At 61.0% G+C, this 18996-nt stretch carries 21 protein-coding genes and 1 tRNA gene; 8 read left to right on the forward strand and 14 right to left on the reverse strand.

From position 1 onward, the window contains the following. Positions 1-53 precede the first annotated feature (53 nt). The 5 genes from G3256_RS15015 to G3256_RS15025 form a co-directional block, all read right to left on the reverse strand. Entirely contained in the window at positions 54-776 is a 723-nt protein-coding gene (locus G3256_RS15015; RefSeq protein ID WP_169641595.1) for a GntR family transcriptional regulator, read from the reverse strand. A gap of 74 nt (positions 777-850) precedes the next feature. After that, positions 851-991 (reverse strand): DUF6538 domain-containing protein, encoded by a 141-nt coding sequence (locus G3256_RS19420; protein ID WP_425501487.1) that lies wholly within the window; start codon positions 989-991, stop codon positions 851-853. A 411-nt stretch (positions 992-1402) separates the two neighbouring features. Then, positions 1403-1588 carry a hypothetical protein gene (locus G3256_RS15020; RefSeq protein WP_206040752.1) on the reverse strand — a complete coding sequence of 62 codons (186 nt, stop codon included), beginning with the start codon at positions 1586-1588 and terminating at the stop codon, positions 1403-1405. 147 nt (positions 1589-1735) lie between these two features. Then, positions 1736-2401 (reverse strand): DUF6538 domain-containing protein, encoded by a 666-nt coding sequence (locus G3256_RS19360; RefSeq protein ID WP_343044363.1) that lies wholly within the window; start codon positions 2399-2401, stop codon positions 1736-1738. A gap of 62 nt (positions 2402-2463) precedes the next feature. Continuing rightward, positions 2464-2538 (reverse strand) — tRNA-Phe (locus G3256_RS15025). Positions 2539-2789: 251 nt separating this feature from the next. Between G3256_RS15025 and G3256_RS15030 the strand changes: the two genes are divergently transcribed. The 4 genes from G3256_RS15030 to G3256_RS15045 are packed head-to-tail and all read left to right on the forward strand — an operon-like array spanning position 2790 to position 6750. Continuing rightward, positions 2790-4217 (forward strand): circularly permuted type 2 ATP-grasp protein, encoded by a 1428-nt coding sequence (locus G3256_RS15030; protein WP_169641597.1) that lies wholly within the window; start codon positions 2790-2792, stop codon positions 4215-4217. 1 nt (position 4218) lies between these two features. After that, on the forward strand, positions 4219-5160 hold the full coding sequence (locus tag G3256_RS15035) for an alpha-E domain-containing protein (RefSeq protein WP_169641598.1): 942 nt from the start codon (positions 4219-4221) through the stop codon (positions 5158-5160). Between the two features lie 12 nt (positions 5161-5172). After that, entirely contained in the window at positions 5173-5970 is a 798-nt protein-coding gene (locus tag G3256_RS15040; protein WP_169641599.1) for a transglutaminase family protein, read from the forward strand. Positions 5971-6009: 39 nt separating this feature from the next. Further along, the gene (locus tag G3256_RS15045) at positions 6010-6750 is read left to right on the forward strand and encodes a proteasome-type protease (protein ID WP_169641600.1); all 741 of its coding nucleotides are present in this window, start codon (positions 6010-6012) and stop codon (positions 6748-6750) included. A 3-nt stretch (positions 6751-6753) separates the two neighbouring features. Here G3256_RS15045 and G3256_RS15050 read toward each other — a convergent pair whose 3' ends face one another. From G3256_RS15050 to G3256_RS15070, 5 genes are all read right to left on the reverse strand, one after another. Beyond that, positions 6754-6954, reverse strand: a complete 201-nt coding sequence (locus tag G3256_RS15050) for a DNA gyrase inhibitor YacG (RefSeq protein WP_169641601.1) — start codon at positions 6952-6954, stop codon at positions 6754-6756. Then, a complete protein-coding gene (locus tag G3256_RS15055) occupies positions 6951-7973 on the reverse strand; it encodes a ribonuclease E/G (RefSeq protein WP_169641602.1) in 1023 nt (340 codons plus the stop codon). Before G3256_RS15055 ends, G3256_RS15050 begins: the two co-directional genes overlap by 4 nt. After that, on the reverse strand, positions 7970-8536 hold the full coding sequence (locus G3256_RS15060; protein WP_169641603.1) for a Maf family protein: 567 nt from the start codon (positions 8534-8536) through the stop codon (positions 7970-7972). Before G3256_RS15060 ends, G3256_RS15055 begins: the two co-directional genes overlap by 4 nt. A 3-nt stretch (positions 8537-8539) precedes the next feature. Continuing rightward, the gene (gene infA / locus G3256_RS15065; RefSeq protein ID WP_005978431.1) at positions 8540-8758 is read right to left on the reverse strand and encodes a translation initiation factor IF-1; all 219 of its coding nucleotides are present in this window, start codon (positions 8756-8758) and stop codon (positions 8540-8542) included. 79 nt (positions 8759-8837) lie between these two features. Continuing rightward, positions 8838-9713 carry a carbon-nitrogen hydrolase family protein gene (locus G3256_RS15070; RefSeq protein ID WP_169641604.1) on the reverse strand — a complete coding sequence of 292 codons (876 nt, stop codon included), beginning with the start codon at positions 9711-9713 and terminating at the stop codon, positions 8838-8840. 143 nt (positions 9714-9856) lie between these two features. On the opposite strand from G3256_RS15070, the gene G3256_RS15075 reads away from it, so the two are divergent. Together G3256_RS15075 and G3256_RS15080 are read left to right on the forward strand one after the other, a co-directional pair. Further along, positions 9857-10828 (forward strand): LysR family transcriptional regulator, encoded by a 972-nt coding sequence (locus G3256_RS15075; RefSeq protein ID WP_169641605.1) that lies wholly within the window; start codon positions 9857-9859, stop codon positions 10826-10828. A gap of 37 nt (positions 10829-10865) precedes the next feature. Next, on the forward strand, positions 10866-11558 hold the full coding sequence (locus tag G3256_RS15080) for an NAD-dependent deacylase (protein ID WP_169641606.1): 693 nt from the start codon (positions 10866-10868) through the stop codon (positions 11556-11558). Between the two features lie 83 nt (positions 11559-11641). On the opposite strand, the gene rpmB is transcribed toward G3256_RS15080, so the two are convergent. Together rpmB and meaB are read right to left on the reverse strand one after the other, a co-directional pair. Next, a complete protein-coding gene (rpmB, locus tag G3256_RS15085) occupies positions 11642-11941 on the reverse strand; it encodes a 50S ribosomal protein L28 (RefSeq protein WP_169641607.1) in 300 nt (99 codons plus the stop codon). Between the two features lie 142 nt (positions 11942-12083). Continuing rightward, positions 12084-13070 carry a methylmalonyl Co-A mutase-associated GTPase MeaB gene (gene meaB, locus G3256_RS15090; protein ID WP_169641608.1) on the reverse strand — a complete coding sequence of 329 codons (987 nt, stop codon included), beginning with the start codon at positions 13068-13070 and terminating at the stop codon, positions 12084-12086. Between the two features lie 97 nt (positions 13071-13167). Between meaB and hrpB the strand changes: the two genes are divergently transcribed. Next, on the forward strand, positions 13168-15609 hold the full coding sequence (gene hrpB / locus G3256_RS15095) for an ATP-dependent helicase HrpB (protein WP_169641609.1): 2442 nt from the start codon (positions 13168-13170) through the stop codon (positions 15607-15609). Between the two features lie 9 nt (positions 15610-15618). Here the strand turns inward: hrpB and argF are convergent, their stop codons facing one another. Both argF and G3256_RS15105 read right to left on the reverse strand, forming a co-directional pair. Beyond that, a complete protein-coding gene (gene argF / locus G3256_RS15100; protein ID WP_169641610.1) occupies positions 15619-16545 on the reverse strand; it encodes an ornithine carbamoyltransferase in 927 nt (308 codons plus the stop codon). 63 nt (positions 16546-16608) lie between these two features. Then, the gene (locus tag G3256_RS15105; RefSeq protein WP_169641611.1) at positions 16609-17784 is read right to left on the reverse strand and encodes an aspartate aminotransferase family protein; all 1176 of its coding nucleotides are present in this window, start codon (positions 17782-17784) and stop codon (positions 16609-16611) included. A gap of 267 nt (positions 17785-18051) precedes the next feature. On the opposite strand from G3256_RS15105, the gene G3256_RS15110 reads away from it, so the two are divergent. Further along, a complete protein-coding gene (locus G3256_RS15110) occupies positions 18052-18972 on the forward strand; it encodes a DMT family transporter (RefSeq protein ID WP_169642466.1) in 921 nt (306 codons plus the stop codon). The last annotated feature ends 24 nt before the right edge of the window (positions 18973-18996 follow it).

Consider the following 18996-nt stretch of genomic DNA (forward strand, 5'->3'; position numbering starts at 1 on the left):
CAGTTTGAAACTTGTCGTCTTTCCTTGTCGTCTCCTCCGGCCAGGGTCTTGCGTCAGCTGGTCCTGCCAGGCTGCGGGCCCGTGCCTTTTTCCTTTGATGCTTCGTTAAAAATCGCCGTTATGTTTCGCCCGAGCTGATGCAGGTGTTCTTCGACACCTGCCTGAGCACGGTCAGCATCCCGCGCGCGCAGTGCCTTAAGGATCTGCGTGTGCTGGGCCTGCATCAGAGGCCTTCCGCTGATCGACTGCGTGGACAGAAACCGGGTGCGGTAGAGGCGTGCGTTAAGGAGGCTGTGCGTCTCGATCAGAGTCGCGTTGCCGGAGGCCTCGACGATCTGCCTGTGAAACGCCATGTCCAGCTCGAAGAATTCCAGCTCACCGCGCCGGGTGCCGGATATCTCCATCTCATCAAGCAATCGCTGCAGATCCGTGAGAGCCTCTTGCGATATATGCTTCGCGGCGAGGCGCGCGCCGTGCGCCTCCACCAGCCGGTGAACCTCCAGAAGCTCCAGAATGTCGGACAGGCCGGGGCTGGCCACCCGCGGCCGGCGGTTGGGGGTGATGGTGATCAGCCCTTCGCGGCCCAGCAACTGCAGCGCCTCACGCATCGGCGTGCGCGAGACACCCAGCTTTTCGGAAAGCACCCGTTCCACCAGCACCTCGCCCGGGGCCAGATCGCCCAGCAAAATCCAGTTCCGCAACCGGTCCACCACCTGGGCGGAGAGGGTCAGCGGAATGATCCTGCCCTCTTCGTATTCTGTTCGTTTGGGCATCATACCGGTGAAAAGCACTCCGGAAGGTTAGAGCAGATTAGGTATACACTTTGACAGTACACCGAATTTCCACCAAATCAATTCTTCTGATTGACCGCAGTGACCGAGCAGGGATCAGCGAACTTTCCTGACCGAGTACGCAGCGAATAAGCAATCCGAGGCGACGAACAGTGGCGAAGCAGCTCTTTCGGGATGCGACGACTGAAGCAAAAAAACACCGTCTTCTACGAAGATGAATGTGAGTGAAATGGACTCCGACATGGTCTACGGCTCCAAGCAGTTGCTAAAAGCTGGAGTAAAACCACAGGGATAGATGAAGGGATGGTGCCCGGGGGCGGTGTTCTATTCCCGTTACAGGCACCCTCTTCCGGTCTCCCGTCAGCCAAATAAGGGGTAGCAGCAGGGGCGTTGGACGGTCAACAGGCGCGTTTTGTACTACCATTTGTTCTACCATGACCCCTACAGCCCCTCAGCGCTCCCTACAGCCTCAGTGCGGTTCCGCGGGCGTACTCACATTGACCCCTGCAGATACCCCTACAGATCGCTTCAGCTACCCCTCTGGCCCACCAAGCGCATGGGGGGAAATCGCAAGAGCCTCGCTATTGATAAGGCTCTCGCATTTTTCTGGCTCAGATGACCCTGAAGTATGTCGCGTCAGGATCGGGGCTGAAGGTGATGCTGAAGGCATCGTTGTAGCGGCTTCCAGTCGATGCGACCTCAGTTGCACCACAGTCCGCCATAGCTTCCCTGAAGGCTTCATGCTTGCGGATCGTTCTGTTGAAGTTGGCTCTGTTGGTGATACCCAGTTGCGCCATCATGTCTTTGAACATCAGGGATGGGGGAAAATGCGGTCGCGAGGCTAATAGGTAGACCGCTCAGACATGCGACCCCTGAAACATCCCGGGCTTGCTGATGGGGCAGAGGGGGGAGGCCCCATGAGGTATCCCTTACGGGTCCCCTGTTCAGCAAGTGGCCATTACGGGTCCCCCTATGGGAAGTGGCTGCCGATCTTCAACCCCAGCTTTGCGGTCGTAGTAGACCCCTGTGAAGGGATTGTTCAGACTGATCCCTGTCTCGGAAGCCGCGAAGTTGGTGACCGACCGGACGGTGCCAAATATGCGAGTGATACTACTCCCTGTAAGACCTCTGGCAAGAAGCGCATCTCTGAAGGCATTGGCATCAGTCTTGGTGTATTCGGTCAGGCCTTTGTCTCCGCAAGCGTCGATGACATAGCCACATGAGCGTTCTGCTGCCCTATGGAAGGTCGCAGGTCGTCCCAGACCCTTGAGGCGCAGATAGATAGCTACGGCTTCCGTAAGCGTTACTGTGCTTGCTGCCCCGCCATCTGAAGCAATGTGCGCATTGTCTGCTTGTCGACCAAGACCCATGCGAAGGAGATGCTTTCCCGGGACGTCCACATCCTGAATGCGAAGGTGGTACCAATGCTCATCAAGCTGTTGGGCTGCTCTTAATGCTCGTGATCTTGCCACGACCTTTGATCGCGTCCTGAGCGAAAAGGATATTTTCTTGCTCGTATAGTGTCGTCTCAGGTCGCTTGGGACCCTGCGTGTGAAGTAGAAAAACCCTCGTTTTACAAATGTGAAAGGGCACGAATTGTTCTCCAGCATGTACTACCGCTCCAGTCAGCTCCAGTTAAAGCTGAAGGGAAACAGATGTTTACCTGTAGGGATGGTGCCCGGGGGCGGAATCGAACCACCGACACGAGGATTTTCAATCCACTGCTCTACCCCTGAGCTACCCGGGCACGGGAACCACTTGCATGGCTGGGTGAGCGCGGTTCTATGGGGTTGACGGCCTGCTGTCCAGTGCCTTTTTCGCGCCCCGCAATGCTCTGTTCCGCACCACCCGCCGCAGACCACAGAGGTCGTCAGGTGGCAGCTTTCAGAGGCCGGCGACAACGATGATAATTTGGGCAATCCCCCGTGCAAACGCAGCCCGGGCAAATGAAATCCGTCAGGTGGTTGTAGCCGGGCAAGGGTCCGGTATGCTCGCGCTATGGCAGATACAAAAAAGCACTACGATGAAATGTTCCGCGCGGACGGGACAACGCACCCTCCCTATCAGGACTATGAGCAATGGTTCAGCGGCCAGGATGCGGCGCGCCTCGAGGCGAAATCCGAAGAGGCGGAAGCCTTTTTCCGGCGCACAGGCATCACGTTTAACGTCTATGGCGACGCCGAAGCACAGGAGCGGCTGATCCCGTTTGATCTGGTGCCGCGCATCCTGTCGAACCGTGAATGGACAAGGCTGTCAAAAGGGATCGACCAGCGGGTGCGCGCCATCAACGCATTTATCCTCGACATCTATAACCGGCAGGAAATCCTGCGCGCAGGGCGGATCCCGATAGAGCTGATCGCCAACAACGAGGCCTTCCTGCCGCAGATGATGGGCTTTTCCCCGCCCGGCAATGTCTACACCAATATCGTGGGCACCGACATCGTGCGCACCGGTGAGGACGATTTCTTTGTGCTGGAAGACAATGCGCGAACACCCTCAGGCGTCTCCTACATGCTGGAGAACCGCGAGACGATGCTGCAGATGTTTCCCGAGCTTTTCTCCAGAATTAAAGTGCAGCCGGTCAGCGATTACCCCAAAAACCTCCGGGCATCACTGGCAGCCTGCGCGCCGCCGGCCTGCACCGGCAAACCGACGGTGGCCGTGCTCACGCCTGGCATTCACAATTCAGCCTATTTCGAACATTCCTTTCTCGCCGATCAGATGGGTGCGGAGCTGGTGGAAGGGCATGACCTGAGGGTCGTGGACGGGCGCATCGCGATGCGGACCACGCGGGGCTATAAGGTGATCGACGTACTCTACCGGCGGATTGATGACAACTTTCTCGACCCGCTGAGCTTTAACCCGACGAGTCTTCTGGGCGTGCCGGGTATAATGGATGTATACCGCGCGGGCGGTATTACCATCGCAAACGCCCCGGGGGCGGGCATCGCAGACGACAAGGCAATTTATTCCTACATGCCTGAGATCGTTGAGTTTTATACTGGTGAAAAGGCCCTGCTGCGCAACGTAGAAACCTATCGCTGTGCAGAGCCGGAAATGCTGAAATACGTGCTCGATAATCTCAAGGACCTGGTGGTCAAAGAGGTGCATGGCTCGGGTGGCTACGGCATGCTCGTCGGCCCGGCAGCCAGCAAAAAGGAACTTGAAGCCTTCCGCGAAAAGCTGATCGCACGACCGGGCGCCTATATCGCGCAGCCGACGCTGTCGCTCTCAACGGTGCCCATCTTTGTGGATCAGGGGCTGGCGCCACGGCACGTGGACCTGCGCCCCTATGTGCTGGTAAGCCCGAAGGGTGTGGACATCACACCGGGCGGGCTGACACGCGTGGCACTGACCGAAGGATCGCTCGTGGTAAACTCAAGCCAGGGCGGCGGTACAAAAGATACATGGGTTCTGGAGGACTGATATGCTCGGCAAAACAGCAGGCGGCCTCTACTGGATGTTCCGGTTCCTGGAACGCAGTGAAAACACCGCGCGCCTTCTCGAGGCGGGGTTCCGGATGGCGCTCACACGATCGAAAGATACCGAAAGCGAATGGAAATCCGTGGTTGCCACCTCGGGCGCCCAGGCCGGATACAGCAAAAAATACGACAGCTTCACCGACCTGCAGGTCATCGACTATCTGCTGCGTGATGAGGATAACCCCTCAAGCGTGATTTCGGTGACAGGTGCGGCGCGCGACAATGCGCGTCTGGTGCGTACGGCCCTGACCACCGAGGTCTGGGAGGCGGTTAACGATAACTGGATGACGCTGCGCGATCACCTGTCAGAGCCGGTGACACCGATCGACCTGCCCGCGACGCTGGCGCTGATCCGTAAACAGAGTGCCCTGGTGCGCGGGGCGCTCTACGGCACCATGCTGCGCAATGATATCTATGATTTCGCGCGCATCGGCACATTCATCGAACGCGCCGACAACACCGCACGGATCATCGACGTTAAATACTACACGCTGCTGCCGTCTGCCTCGTCGGTGGGTTCCTCGCTGGACAACGTGCAGTGGGAGATGATCCTGCGGTCGGTCTCGGCGCACAGGTGTTTCCGCTGGCTCGACGAACAGGAGATGACCGCCACGGCGATTGCCGAATTCCTGCTCTTTGACAAACGTCTGCCCCGGTCTCTGGCCTTCTGCGTGAAACAGACCACAGAGAACCTCGCCTATCTGGCGGATGAATACGACATGCGTCACCGGAGCCATGACATGGCCGACAGAATGCGGCGCCGGCTGAAGTCCGGCACCATCAACGAGGTGTTCGATACCGGCCTGCACGAATACATCAGCGGATTCATCCGCGACAACAACACCCTCGCAGCGCAGATCGAAGAAGACTACAGGTTCATTGGCTGAAGGAAATTTACCATGCTGCTGACTGTCAGCCATTCGACACATTACACTTATGACCAGCCTGTGGATTACGGGTTGCAGCAGGTCCGCCTGACCCCGCGCAACTGGGACATGCAGGAGGTACTGAGCTGGGATCTCACGATTGAAGGCGGAGACATCGAGACGTCCTACCTTGATCACAACGGCACAACCGTGCACCTTGTGTCCGCCGGGCGCGGGTCGGAGGCGGTTACCATCACAGCCTCAGGTGAAGTGCAGACCATCAATACTGCCGGGGTACTCGGGCCGGTCTATGGCCCCGCGCCGCTGTGGTATTTCTGTACGCAGACTGAACTGACAACTCCCGGCGAGGGCATCACCGCCCTTGCCCACGGGCTCAGAGATGCCTCAGACAAACTGAGTGCGCTACATGCGCTTTCGGGTTCGATCATCGTCGCGGCACCCTACCAGACAGGCGAAACCTGGTCCACGACCACCGCCGAACAGGCTCTGACCGGTGGTGGCGGCGTGTGTCAGGACCACGCGCAGATCTTTGTCTCGGCTGCACGGGCCGCCGGCATTCCTGCGCGTTATGTGAGCGGGTATCTGATGATGGACGACCGGATTGATCAGGATGCCAGCCACGCCTGGGCCGAGGCCCATGTCGAGGGGCTGGGCTGGGTCGGTTTTGATGTGTCAAACTGTATCAGCCCGGATGAGCGCTACATCCGGCTGGGATCAGGTCTGGATTACCGCGATGCGGCCCCGGTCTCGGGTGTCAGACTGGGCGATGCAAAGGAATCGATGATTGTATCACTGCAGGTACAGCAGTAAGGCATATGCTGCAGTGCAGCCTTCTTACCGGATGATTCCATGACATATTGCGTCGGCCTTCTTCTCGACAACGGGCTGGTTTTCATGTCCGACACCCGCACAAATGCGGGCTTCGACAACTTTTCGCGAACCCGCAAAATGTTCAGCTGGGACGTTCCCGGTGAACGCCACATCACGCTGATGACTGCTGGCAACCTCGCGACGACCCAGGCGCTCGTGAGCCTGATTGAGGAACGTGTCAAAGCCGCCGACGACCGCGATCCGTCGATCCTGCGGGCGCCGTCGATGTTCCAGATCGCCAGGCTTGTCGGCTCCACTCTGAAAGAGGTCATCGCCGACAGCGCGCCCATCGGCCCGCGCGGCGATGCCTCGTCTTTTCAGGCAACTGTCATTGTCGGAGGTCAGGTCAAAGGCAGCCCGCCGACGATGTTCATGATCTATCCGGAAGGCAACTTCATCGAAGTCACGGCCGAGACGCCGTTTTTTCAGATCGGTGAAACCAAATACGGCCGGCCCATTCTGGTGCGCGCCTATGACAGCCACATGAGTTTCGGGGATGCGGTCAAGCTGTTGCTGGTGTCTTTTGACTCGACCACCGCCTCGAACCTGTCGGTGGGTCCGCCCTTTGATCTGATGGTCTATAAAAACGATACCTTCATGCCCGAAGTCGAGCTGCGCATTGAAGAGGACGACCCCGTCTATGAGAGCATCTCAAACGGCTGGGGAAATGCGCTGCGCACCGCGTTTGAGCAGCTGCCAACCTATGATCTGAAGGCCTGAGGCCTAGTGCGGCCTGTCCGCACCGGGCTCTTTGCGCGCAGCCTCGTCAAGTGCCTGTTCAAGGTCATCGAAATCGTCCGGATCACCTGACGGCACGGCATAGCTGCCGTTGAACCAGCGCGCGAGATCCAGATCCGCACAACGTTTCGAGCAGAAGGGGCGCGTTTCTTTCACGGTCGGTTTGCTGCAGATCGGACAGCTCATGCGATCATCTCGCTCAGGGGCAGTCTGGCGCGTTTGCGCTGAAGTTCGTAGTGTCCCAGAGGTGTCCAGCCAACCAGCGCGGTCTCAACCGTATCGCTGCGGAACGCCTGACGCAATGCGCTCTCAAAGCTGCGCCGGTCCTTTTTAGGCATCGGTGCAAGGTCCAGCACAACCTGTCCGCCGAGCCCGCGCAGTCTCAGCGCCCGTGGCAGAGCACGCGCGCAGGCCAGATTGGCCTTGAGACCGGCGGCAAGCGAAGCGTCATTGCCCGTGTTAACATCCACAGCGACCAGCGCGCGTGTCGGTTCGACATACATCGATGCGCCGGCTTCGAGAGGCTCGCGGGGGCCGCGCAGCGCATCGATTGCCTCGGCGACGCCCTGCACTTCAAAGCCACCGGGGTCGGTTGATACGTCGGCCGGATCAACCCATTCCCGCCAGGCCAGTGCATGCGGTCCGTCGCCTTCCGCCAGGGTCTCCATGCCGGTGCCACCGTCTTCTGCCACTCTGCGGGCAAGCGTTGCCATAGCCTCAATATCAGCGGCGATCTCATCTTCATCGACCCCTTCACAGGAGGAGCGCAGAATCAACCCGGTTGCGGTACCACCAAGTGTGTCATGGGCAATTTCCAGCAGCCGGTCGCGCTCGGCTTCATCCCGGATCGACCGGCTGATGTTAAGACCGGGTGCATCGGGCGTGATAATCGCATAGCGGCTTTTGAACAGCAGCTTCTGCGTCACCGGCAACGCTTTGCCAGGCTCCGCATAGCCGGAGACCTGCACAAGCAGCGACTGACCCGGCGCAAGCCCTCTGACCTGGCGCAGAAACGCCGGCCCGTCGGGTGTTTTCAGAAACATGCCGCCCTGCCCTTTAACGGGCCGGTCAGCGACAGCGCGATAGACCGTACCTGTGCGCGGCAGATCGGAATCGATCAGCAGATCATCCAGTTTACCATCGATCATCAGGGCTGCGGCCTCGCGGCCCTGCCAGTGATCCAGAATGATGCTGCGACCCTTCATGCCAGCCCTTTCAGTCCTGCCGCGCGCAGCAGATTTGCAGTTTCCGCCAGCGGCAGTCCGACGATGCCGGTAAATGACCCGCTGATCCACGGGATCAGCATCCCCGCGGGGCCCTGAATGCCGTATCCACCGGCCTTGCCCTGCCAGTCGTTGCTGGAGATATAGGACCGGATTTCCGGCTCGGAGAGCGTTTTCATACGCACTGTGCTGACCACGTCTTTTTCGCGGATCATCTCGCCGCAGCGCACCGCGACCGCTGTGATGACCCGGTGCCTGCGTCCCGAAAGCGCGCGCAGAAAGGCTTCGGCCTCCGTCGCATCCGCCGGTTTTCCCAGAATGCGACGCCCCAGCGCAACGGTTGTATCCGCACAAAGCACAATGTCATCCGGACCGGAGGGCACGGCTGCCGCTTTTTCGCGCGCCATACGGGCACAATAGGGTCTCGGCAGTTCTCGCGGATGTGGCTCTTCATCTATGTCCGGTGCACGGATTTCATCCGGCGCAACGCCGATCTGCGCCAGCAATTCCTTGCGGCGCGGTGATCCGGAACCGAGAATAAACAAGGGTTACTTGAAGCGGTAGTTGATCCGACCCTTCGTCAGATCATAGGGGGTCATCTCGACCTGTACCTTGTCGCCGGCGAGAACTCGGATGCGGTTTTTGCGCATTTTACCTGCCGTATGTGCGATAATTTCATGGCCGTTTTCAAGCTCGACCCTGAATGTCGCATTCGGCAGGAGTTCCTTGACGACACCGGGAAATTCGAGCGTATCTTCCTTGGCCATGGTTTCTCCTGATTTGCACGTCCGCCTTGCTGCGGACGCCGCTTAGATGCGCCTGTTTGCAGGGTTTTTCAAGGGGCATTCAGCGCAGGGAGACTTTTTGCGGCGGACCGTCCCTGCCCGGCTGTTCCGTCCAGTGGGTCCGGTTTAGCACAACCCCATCTGCCCGGACATGGGCGATTTTTTCAGGCTCGACGTCGGCATAGGTCCAGCCGGGGCGACCGATCTCTCCCACGGCAAGCACACCGTTTGCGGGAAATCCTGTATCCGGTGGTCCGAAAATGCCGCCCGCACCGGTTGTGGTGTCGACCGCATCCGACCAGGGCGCCTCGCCCACCAGCGACGACATGACCGTGACGCACTGGTTTTCCAGCGCCCGCGCCATCGCACCGATGCGAACGCGCCAGTAGCCGGTCAGCGCCTCGGTACAGGAAGGCACAAGGATAAGATCGCAGTCCGTCAGCGCACGCCCCAGAAGTGGGAATTCGCAGTCATAACAAATCAGTACGCCGATTTTCCCCAGTGCTGTTTCAAAGATCTGCAACGGGCCGCCGCCGGTTACATTCCACGGGTCACGCTCAAAGCGCGTCATTATCTGTTTGTCCTGCACTCCGATGCCGCCGCCGGGCGAAAAGAACCGTGCGCGGTTGACGGGCCGGGTCGGTGTCGCGGCCGGGCCGGAAGCCGCGAGGATATACACCCCGTGCTCTGCGGCCAGTTTTGCGTGCAGAGCATCCGCATCGGCCAGCCGGTCCGAGACGGCAAAGAGCGAGGCTTCAAGATCGCCGGCCACGTCCCTGCCCGCCAGGGTCGCAAGTTCCATTGCGCCGTATTCGGGGAAAACCAGCAGCTGCGCGGATTGCGCAACTGCCTCAGCGACCCACGCGGAAATTTTGTCTTCGTACTGCGCCCGGGATGTCAGAAAATCGAGGGGGTAGGCGGCGGCTGCGATTTTCATGGTGTGATTCCTGTATCCCGGTCAGCCGCATCGTTGGAGAAAAACTCTACGCCTGCAAGGCGATTCACCCGGATGCAGGCAGCGCGTGCTTGACCTTGAGGGCGCGGAGTTGCAGGACAGGTCGCAGGCGCCGGAGGACAGTGATGAGCACCAAGGGGATTACAATTCGCGGCCTTGAGGTATTTGAGGCGCTCGCCGCCTCGGGATCCGTGGCCCGTGCCGCAGAGCGCACGGGGCTGAGCCAGCCTTCGGTAAGCCAGCAGCTGCGCAATCTTGAGACAGCGCTGGATGTGGAACTGGTCGATCACAGCAGACGGCCGATGCAGCTCACCCCTGCGGGGAAGCTCTTCCGGGCGCGGGTGGAAAATGCGCTCTCGGAAATACGTGCCGCCCGGAGCGAACTTACGGTGATGGATCTGGCACATGTCACCTCGCTCAGCATTGGTATCATCGACGACTTTGATGACAACATAACGCCGCGGCTGGCGACGATCCTCGCAGACAGCCTTACCGGGTGCCGTTTTCGCATGATCACCGCCTCAAGCCACGAGCTTGCCACCCTGATCGCGGACAAAGAGCTTCAGCTTGCGATCAGCGCCAGAACCGGCGACATACCGGATGGCATCATCGAATACCCGCTCGCGCGCGACCCGTTCATGATCGTGGCGCCGCGCGGCCATTCCATTTCAGCAGATAACCCGCCCGCCCCGGACGAGCTGCCGTTTCTGCGCTATGAAAAGCAACAACTGATCAGCGCGCAGATAGAGGCGCAACTGGAGCGCACCGGGATCAGCTATCCTGACCGCTTCGAGATCGGAAGCCACCTTGCCCTGATGGCCATGGTTGCGCGCGGCATCGGCTGGACCATCACAACGCCGCTGGGATACATGCGCGCGCATCGGTTTCACAGCGAAATACAGCCCGCACCGTTGCCGTTTGAACCCTTCTCACGGCAGATCTCGCTGTTCACCACCGATGACTGGGCCGGAACAGTGCCTGATGATATTGCCCGCACAATGCGGCGCCTGCTGAAAAACCAGATGATCGCCCCGGCGCTGTCAGAGCTGCCGTTTCTGGCGGGCGCGCTTACCATCCTTGGCGGGCATGACGACTGATGCCGCGCAGGAGCGCCGGATTTAGGGACATGAACTTATGCAGAAAATAGTCATTCTTACCGGCGCCGGGATCTCAGCCGAAAGCGGTCTTGGCACGTTTCGTGCCGAAGACGGTCTCTGGGCAGAGCACCGTGTCGAGGACGTCGCCACTCCTGAAGGGTTTGCGCGCGATCCGCACCTGGTGGTGAATTTCTACAATGCGCGCCGGGAACAGGCAGCCGCCGCAGTCCCGAATGACGGTCACAAAGCACTGGTGAAACTGGAAGCCGCGTTTCCGGGAGAGGTGGTTCTGATCACCCAGAACGTCGACGATCTGCACGAACGGGCCGGTATGGGGCGTGTCATTCACATGCACGGCGCTTTGAAATCAGCCCTTTGTGCAGCCTGCGATCACCGCTGGGAAGCGCCGCTGGTTATGGCGCCCGGCGATGCCTGCCCGAAATGCGCGGCTCCTGCGGCACGGCCTGATATCGTGTGGTTTGGCGAAATGCCTTATGACATGGAGGAAATTTTCGACCATCTGGCGGAGGCCGAGCTTTTTGCCTCAGTCGGGACCTCCGGGAACGTTTATCCGGCAGCGGGGTTCGTGGCCGAGGCCCGCCGGAACGGAGCGCAGGCGGTGGAGTTCAATCTCGAGCCTTCCGCTGTGGGCAGCCAGTTCGAAGATATAAGGCTCGGGCCCGCGACAAAGACGCTGCCTGTCTGGGTGGATGAGATCCTCGCCCGCTGAGTGCGTTGTATCTGAACACCACGCAGAAACGCAAAAACCCCGCCCTTGCCGGACGGGGTTCTGAAACCCGGATTATCAGGCGATCAGCTGAGTACTTCTGCCGTGTCGGAGGATTTGGCAATCGCCTTTTTGACCTTCAGCGCGCTGGCCGAAAGATCGCCGTCTTTGGCTTTCTCAAGGAACTTGTCCAGACCGCCACGGTGATCCACGGTGCGCAGTGCAGCCGCCGAGATGCGGAACTTGAACGCGCGGCCCAGTGCTTCGGACTGCAGGGTCACATCGTTCAGGTTCGGCAGAAAGCGACGGCGTGTTTTGTTATTGGCGTGGCTGACATTGTTGCCAGTCATCGGGCCTTTTCCGGTCAGTTCGCATACGCGCGACATGGTGTCATCCTTTGTTCACTGGTCGTCCCGGCGGTCCGGTCAACGACAAAAGGGGGCAGCCCTGAGACCACGCCCCGGAAATTCGTTTGCTGGCTTTAGTGGGAATCGCGCAAAGCGTCAACCCGGAGGCTGTGCGTTTTCATCACTTTGCTGCCCGCCGCATACCCAGTTCCGACAGAAACCCGGAGGCGGCTGCACCAGGGGCCATGTCACCAGACGCGACCTTTTCGGCGAAACCGGCCAGTGCGGCACGGGCCTGCGGTGTTTCAAGCTCTGCCAGGACTGCATTTCTGACTTCCTGATGAAACCAGTATCGCGCCTGAGCCCTGCGTGTTCTGTCCCAGAACCCGTTGTCGCGGCGCCAGTCTGTGAGTTCGTTAAGGTCCTGCCATACCCTGTCCAGACCGTGCTCTTCGAGGGCCGAAACCATTACCGCGCGGGGAAACCCGTCAGGATCCTGCGGACGTTTGCGCAGGAGCCGGAGTGCGCCCGCATAATCGGCACAGGTGCGCTGTGCTGCGGCTTTCAGATCACCGTCTGCCTTGTTCACAACGATCATATCCGCGATTTCCATGATGCCGCGTTTGACGCCCTGCAACTCATCGCCGCCCGCCGGCGCCAGCAACAGCAAAAAGACGTCCGACATTTCCGCCACAACGGTCTCGGACTGCCCCACGCCCACCGTTTCGATCAGCACCACGTCAAACCCGGCGGCTTCGCACAGGGCCACCGCCTCGCGGGACCGGCGCGCGACACCACCCAGATGTGTCTGGCTGGGAGAGGGCCGGATAAACGCAGCAGGGTCGCGCGCGAGGCGGTCCATACGGGTTTTGTCGCCCAGAATAGAGCCTCCGGTGCGGGTCGACGACGGATCAACTGCCAGTACCGCGACTTTCAGCGCCCTGCCCGTGAGCATCATCCCGAAGCTCTCGATAAAGGTTGATTTGCCCACGCCCGGCGTGCCCGACAGCCCGATCCGCAAAGCCTCACGGTCTTTGGGCAGCGCCTCCATCAGCTCAATCGCCTGCGTGCGGTGATCGGCACGTGCGCTCTCGACAAGCGTTATGGCACGCGCCAGCGCGCGACGCTCTCCGGCCGCCGTGCGTCGTGCAAGTTCCGCGATGTCCATCTGGTCTCAGCCCCGGCAAGTACCCGGACGTTTTCCGGCAGTCCCCGCGAAATGTCCAGAGCCTCGCCCCCCCGGGTTTTTCGCGTTAAGCAGGGCCATGCCCGCCGACCTGCCCATCGATGTGATCCTGCCTGACGTGACACGCGTGCTCTCGCGTGACCGCCGGGTGGTGCTGCAGGCCCCGCCCGGGGCGGGCAAGACAACACGTGTGCCGCTGGCAATTCTGACCGCCGGCATAACACCGGGACGCATTCTGATGCTCGAGCCCCGCAGGCTGGCCGCGCGCGCTGCCGCAGAACGCTTGGCGCAGACCCTGGGCGAAAAGGTCGGCGAGACCGTGGGATACCGCATGCGCGGTGCCTCAGCAGTGTCCCCGGCCACCCGGATTGAAGTGATCACCGAGGGCATTCTGACCCGGATGATCCAGCATCAACCGGACCTGCCCGGCGTCGGGGTCGTGATATTCGACGAATTCCACGAGAGATCGCTTAACGCCGATCTCGGGCTGGCGCTCTGTCTGGAGACTGCTGCAGCCTTTCGCGACGATCTGAACCTAGTGGTCATGTCAGCGACCCTTGATGCGCAGCCTGTCGCAGGCCTTCTGGGCGCGGAAATCCTCACCTCCGAAGGTCGCAGTTTTGATGTGGAACAGCGGTTTCTGGACCGGCCGCGCGGCAAAGATCAGCGGCTGGAGAACGCCACAGCTGATCTGGTCCTTACCGCGCTGGAGGCCTCCCCCGGCAGTGCGCTGGTTTTTCTGCCCGGCGAGGGAGAAATCCGCCGCACTGAGGCCCTGCTGAAAGCGCATCTGCCGGCCGGGGTTACACTGCATCCGCTTTACGGGGCGATGAAATTTGCAGATCAGCGCGCGGCTATCCGACCTGCAGAGACCGGGCGCAAGGTTGTGCTTGCCACGGCCATTGCCGAGACCTCTCTGACCATCGAGGGCATCCGGATCGTGGTGGACGCAGGCCTGTCGCGTCGGTCGGAGTTTGACCCCGCCTCCGGCTTGTCTCGCCTGATCACCACCCGCGTCACCAGGGCCGAGGCGACGCAGCGTGCCGGACGTGCAGGCCGCATGGCGCCGGGCGTGTGCTACAGGCTCTGGCCCCGCGGCGAGGATGGTGCGCTCGCGGCTTTCCCGCCTGCTGAGATCGAAGCGGGCGATCTTACGGGCTTTGCGCTGGAGCTGGCGCTCTGGGGCGCGCGGGCCGAAGAGATGGCTTTTGTGACGCCCCCGCATGAGGGCCGTTTGCGTGAGGCACGCAGCGTTCTGGAGATGCTGGGCGCGCTCGATGCACGCGGGCTGATCACCGGTCACGGACGGCAGCTTTCCGGATTGCCGCTGCATCCGCGTCTTGCACATATGGTGGCGCTCGGTGGGCCGGACGCACCGCTGCTGGCGGCTTTGCTGGCCGGGCGCGACATCCTGCGGGGCGGATCTGTTGATCTTACACGCCGGCTTCTGGCGGTGAAAAATCCCCGCGATTACGAGCGCGAGTTCGGCACTGGTCCGGATCGCGGAGCGCTCGCCCGGATCCGTGATGAGGCAGGACGGCTGGTCGGGAAAGGTCCCGCGCGGGGCGATCAGAGCGTCGGCGCCATGGCGGCTCTGGCCTATCCTGACCGCATCGCGCTGCGTCGTCCGGGCGATGCACCGCGATATATTCTGTCGGGCGGCAAGGGGGCGGTCCTGCCCGCCGGTGACCCGATGGCAGGCGTAAATCTGCTGGTGGCAACCGATCTTGACGGCGACCCGCGGGAGGCAAAAATCCGGCAGGCCGCAGAGCTCAGCATGGCGGAACTCCGGCACCTTTTCGCGGATCAGATCGGCTGGGAAAGCGTCTGTCAGTGGTCGCGCCGCGAAGGCAAAGTGCTGGCCCGGCAACAGGAACGCTTCGGCGCGCTGGTTCTCGATGATCGTGCATGGCCTGAGGCGCCGGCAGCGGCGGTGGCCACTGCGATGCTTGACGGGGTGCGCCAGCTCGGGTTCACGCCTGCCGGTGCCGCTGAGCGGTTCATTGCGCGCACGCAGCTGATGCACCGGTCAGACCCGGCGTTTCCCGATTTCTCTCACGAACACCTGACTGAGACGCTGGAAGAGTGGCTGCTGCCCCACCTGGAGGGGGTAAAAACAGCAGCCGGCTGGAAACGCTTTGATCCCCTGCCCGCCCTGCAGGCACGGCTGAGCTGGGAGCAAAGCCAGGCACTGGGCCGTGCTGTGCCCTCGCATTTTGTAACACCACTGGGGCGCAAAGTCCCGATCAGCTATGACGGTGCCCAGCCGCAGATTGAACTGCGCCTGCAGGAGGTTTTTGGCGTTACCAGGCACCCGCTTGTTGCCGGGACGCCGGTACGCATGACGCTTCTCTCACCCGCGCGCAGACCGGTGCAGGTCACCGAAGACCTGCCCGGGTTCTGGGCGACTTCTTATGCGGATGTGCGCAAGGATATGCGCGGGCGTTATCCCAGGCACCCCTGGCCCGAGGACCCGACAGCGGCCGACCCCACGCTCAGGGCAAAACCACGCGGAACCTGACCCGGGCGCTTACCGCCCCAGACACCAGCGCATGATCGCCTTTTGCGCATGAAGACGGTTTTCCGCCTCATCGAAGATCACCGAATTCGGGCCGTCCATCACTTCGGATGTCGCCTCGTCATCGCGGTGAGCGGGCAGGCAGTGCATGAACAACGCATCCGGCTTCGCCTGCGCCATCAGCCGTTCGTCCACCCGGTAGGGGCGAAGCTGGTTGTGCCGCCGTTCCCGCGCGGATTGCGCATCGTGCATCGACACCCAGGTGTCTGTGACCACGAGATCCGCCCCTTCGACCGCGCGCGCCGGATCCCGTTGGATCTCGATTTTTGAGCCCTTCGAGCGCGCCAGGTCGATGAATTCCTGCTCCGGATCCAGCGTCGGAGGGCCGGTGAACGTCAGATCGAAGCCGAACTGCCCCGCCGCGTGCAGAAAGGATGAGCATACATTGTTGCCGTCCCCGGACCAGACGACCTTCTTGCCGCGGATCGGGCCGCGGTGTTCTTCAAAGGTCATGACATCGGCCATGATCTGGCAGGGATGTGTGCGGTCGGTGAGACCGTTGATGACAGGTACCGTGGCAAACTCTGCCATTTCGGTCAGAACCGCCTCGTCAAATGTCCGGATCATGATCAGATCGACATAGCGGCTGAGCACGCGGGCAGTATCTGCGATGGTCTCACCGTGGCCGAGCTGCATATCAGAGCCTGAGAGCACCATCGTCTGCCCGCCCATCTGGCGCACGCCGACATCAAAGGAAACGCGCGTCCGGGTCGATGGTTTTTCAAAGATCAGCGCGACCATGTGATCTTTGAGCGGCTGATTGTCATCGAGCGCACCGCGCGGGCGGCCCTGGCGGGCGGATTTCATCTGCGCTGCGGTGTCGATGATCTGCCGCAGGTGGTCCTGACCGGTCAGGTGAATATCAAGAAAGTGGTTCATGTCGGTTTACTTTTTCTTTGCAGACCGGAGGCCGGTGCCGGGATGTTTTACGACCGGGTGACTTCAGGCGGCGGCGACGGCCGATGCGGCAGCATCAAGCCGGCTCATGGCATCGTCGATTTCCGCGTCAGTGATCGTGAGGGGCGGTAGCAGGCGTATGACGTTATCCGCTGCCGGGACGGTCAGAACAAGCTCGTCATATCCGGCCTTCACCACGTCCGCATTGGTGGCACGACATTTGATACCGAGCATCAGCCCGCTGCCCCGCACACTGTCAAAAACATCCGGATGTGCGGCGATCAGACCCTCAAGTTTCTGGCGCATGAGAGCCGCTTTGCGGTTTACCTCAGCGAGAAAATCAGGGTCGGTGACATGGTCCATCACGGCACAGCCCACAGCGCAGCCGAGCGGGTTGCCGCCATAGGTCGAGCCATGGGTGCCCAGCGTCATGCCGCTGGCGGCCTCTTCAGTGGCCAGAACCGCGCCCAGAGGAAAGCCACCGCCGATACCTTTGGCGACCATCATGATATCAGGTGTGATCCCGGACCATTCATGGGCGAAAAGACGGCCTGTCCGGGCCACACCGCACTGCACTTCGTCAAAGATCAGCAGGATCCCGTGCTCGTCGCAAAGGTCGCGCAGGCCCTTCAGGCACTGATCCGGCACCGGGCGGATGCCACCCTCGCCCTGTACCGGTTCGATCAGGATGGCGGCAATGGTGTCATCAACAGCCGCTGTCAGGGCGTCATGATCGCCGAATTCCAGATGCACGAAGCCGGGCAGCAGCGGGCCGAAACCTTTGGTCATTTTCTCGGACCCGGCAGCGGCGATCCCCGCAGAGGAGCGCCCGTGAAATGAACCTGAGAAGGTAATGATCCCGGTCTTTTCGGGGTGACCTTTATCATACCAGTATTTGCGCGCCATTTTCACGGCAAGCTCACAGGCCTCGGTGCCGGAGTTAGTAAAGAACACCGTGTCCGCGAAGGTGTGTTCGGTTAGCTTGTCCGCCAGCGCCTGCTGCTGGGGGATTCTGTAAAGGTTGGAGGTGTGCCAGAGCGCGCCGGCCTGATCGGTGAGCGCCTGCACCAGTGCGGGGTGCGCATGGCCCAGCGCGTTCACCGCAATGCCGGCACCGAGATCAAGGAAACGTCGTCCGTCCGCTTCTGTCAGCCAGGAACCTTCGCCTTTGACAAACGTCATCGGCGCGCGGGCATAGGTGGGCAGCAGGGTCGGGATCATCGGATCTTCCTTATCAGATAAGCTCAGGCCGGAGCACGGAAGGTGCATGAGCCTCAGAGCGGGGTCAACAACTATCGGGTTTCAGTCAGGAACTTCACTGCGGCGCAGGCAGCAACGGATGGCCTCCTCAGAGGCCTGCATTCAGCGTCGTCGCAGCGACAGCATATACGTCCGGTGTTTCATATCCGCTGATTAGCCCGCGCGCATCAGTTTGGGAAGGAAAATCTTCGCTTGCGCCGCAGGGTCGGCGGGCGCATAGGCCGCATCATGTTCACACCCCGCGCCGAAAACCCGCGCATCGCCGTTTTGCTGATGCTCATCGCCACGGCGTTCATTGCGGCGACGATGCTTTTTGCCAAGGTCCTTGGCAGCGATGCGGCAGGGCCCGCGCTGCATCCGTTGCAGATCACCCACGGGCGCTTTGTTTTTGCCTTTGCGGTGCTGGCGGCGGCGGCAGGTGTGCTGCGCCCGACGCTCACGCGACCAGGCTGGTGGCTGCACATTGCACGCACAACATGCGGGTGGGCGGGGGTGACGCTGATGTTTGCCTCTGTTGCCTATATTCCACTCGCCGATGCCACCGCCATCACCTTTCTCAATCCGGTATTCGGGATGATGCTGGCCATTCCGCTCCTGGGCGAAAAGGTCGGGCGCATCCGCTGGTCTGCTGCTGCTATGGCGCTCGCCGGCGCAGTCATTCTGCTGCGCCCCACGCCGGAGAGCTTTCAGGCGGCAAGCCTGCTGGCGCTGGCAGCGGCGGCTGTGATGGGTCTGGAGCTCATATTCATCAAAAAGCTCTCGGGGCGGGAGCCGGCCTTTCAGGTGCTGCTGACCAACAACTTTCTGGGACTGATCCTCGCCTGCGCCGCTGTGGTCTTCGTATGGCAGGCGCCCACCGGCCTGCAATGGCTGCTGCTGGGCGGTCTTGGGCTCTGCATGGCGGCGGCACAGGCCTGTTTTGTAAACGCTATGGCACGCGCGGACGCCAGCTTTGTGGCGCCCTTCAGCTATGGCACGCTGATATTCGCGACGCTTTATGATGTCGCCTTTTACAACCAGATCCCCGATATGGTCACATGGCTGGGCGCCGGCATCATTCTGACCGGTGGTATTATCCTGGCCGTGCGTGAAGCGCGTGCCCGTACGGCAGCCGTGCAATCAGCGCCACCTGTCGTTCAGCGCTTGTAACTCCCTGGTGAGTGATTAGAATAA

It is taken from the genome of Roseobacter ponti, assembly GCF_012932215.1.
GTDB classification, from domain to species: Bacteria; Pseudomonadota; Alphaproteobacteria; order Rhodobacterales; family Rhodobacteraceae; genus Roseobacter; species Roseobacter ponti.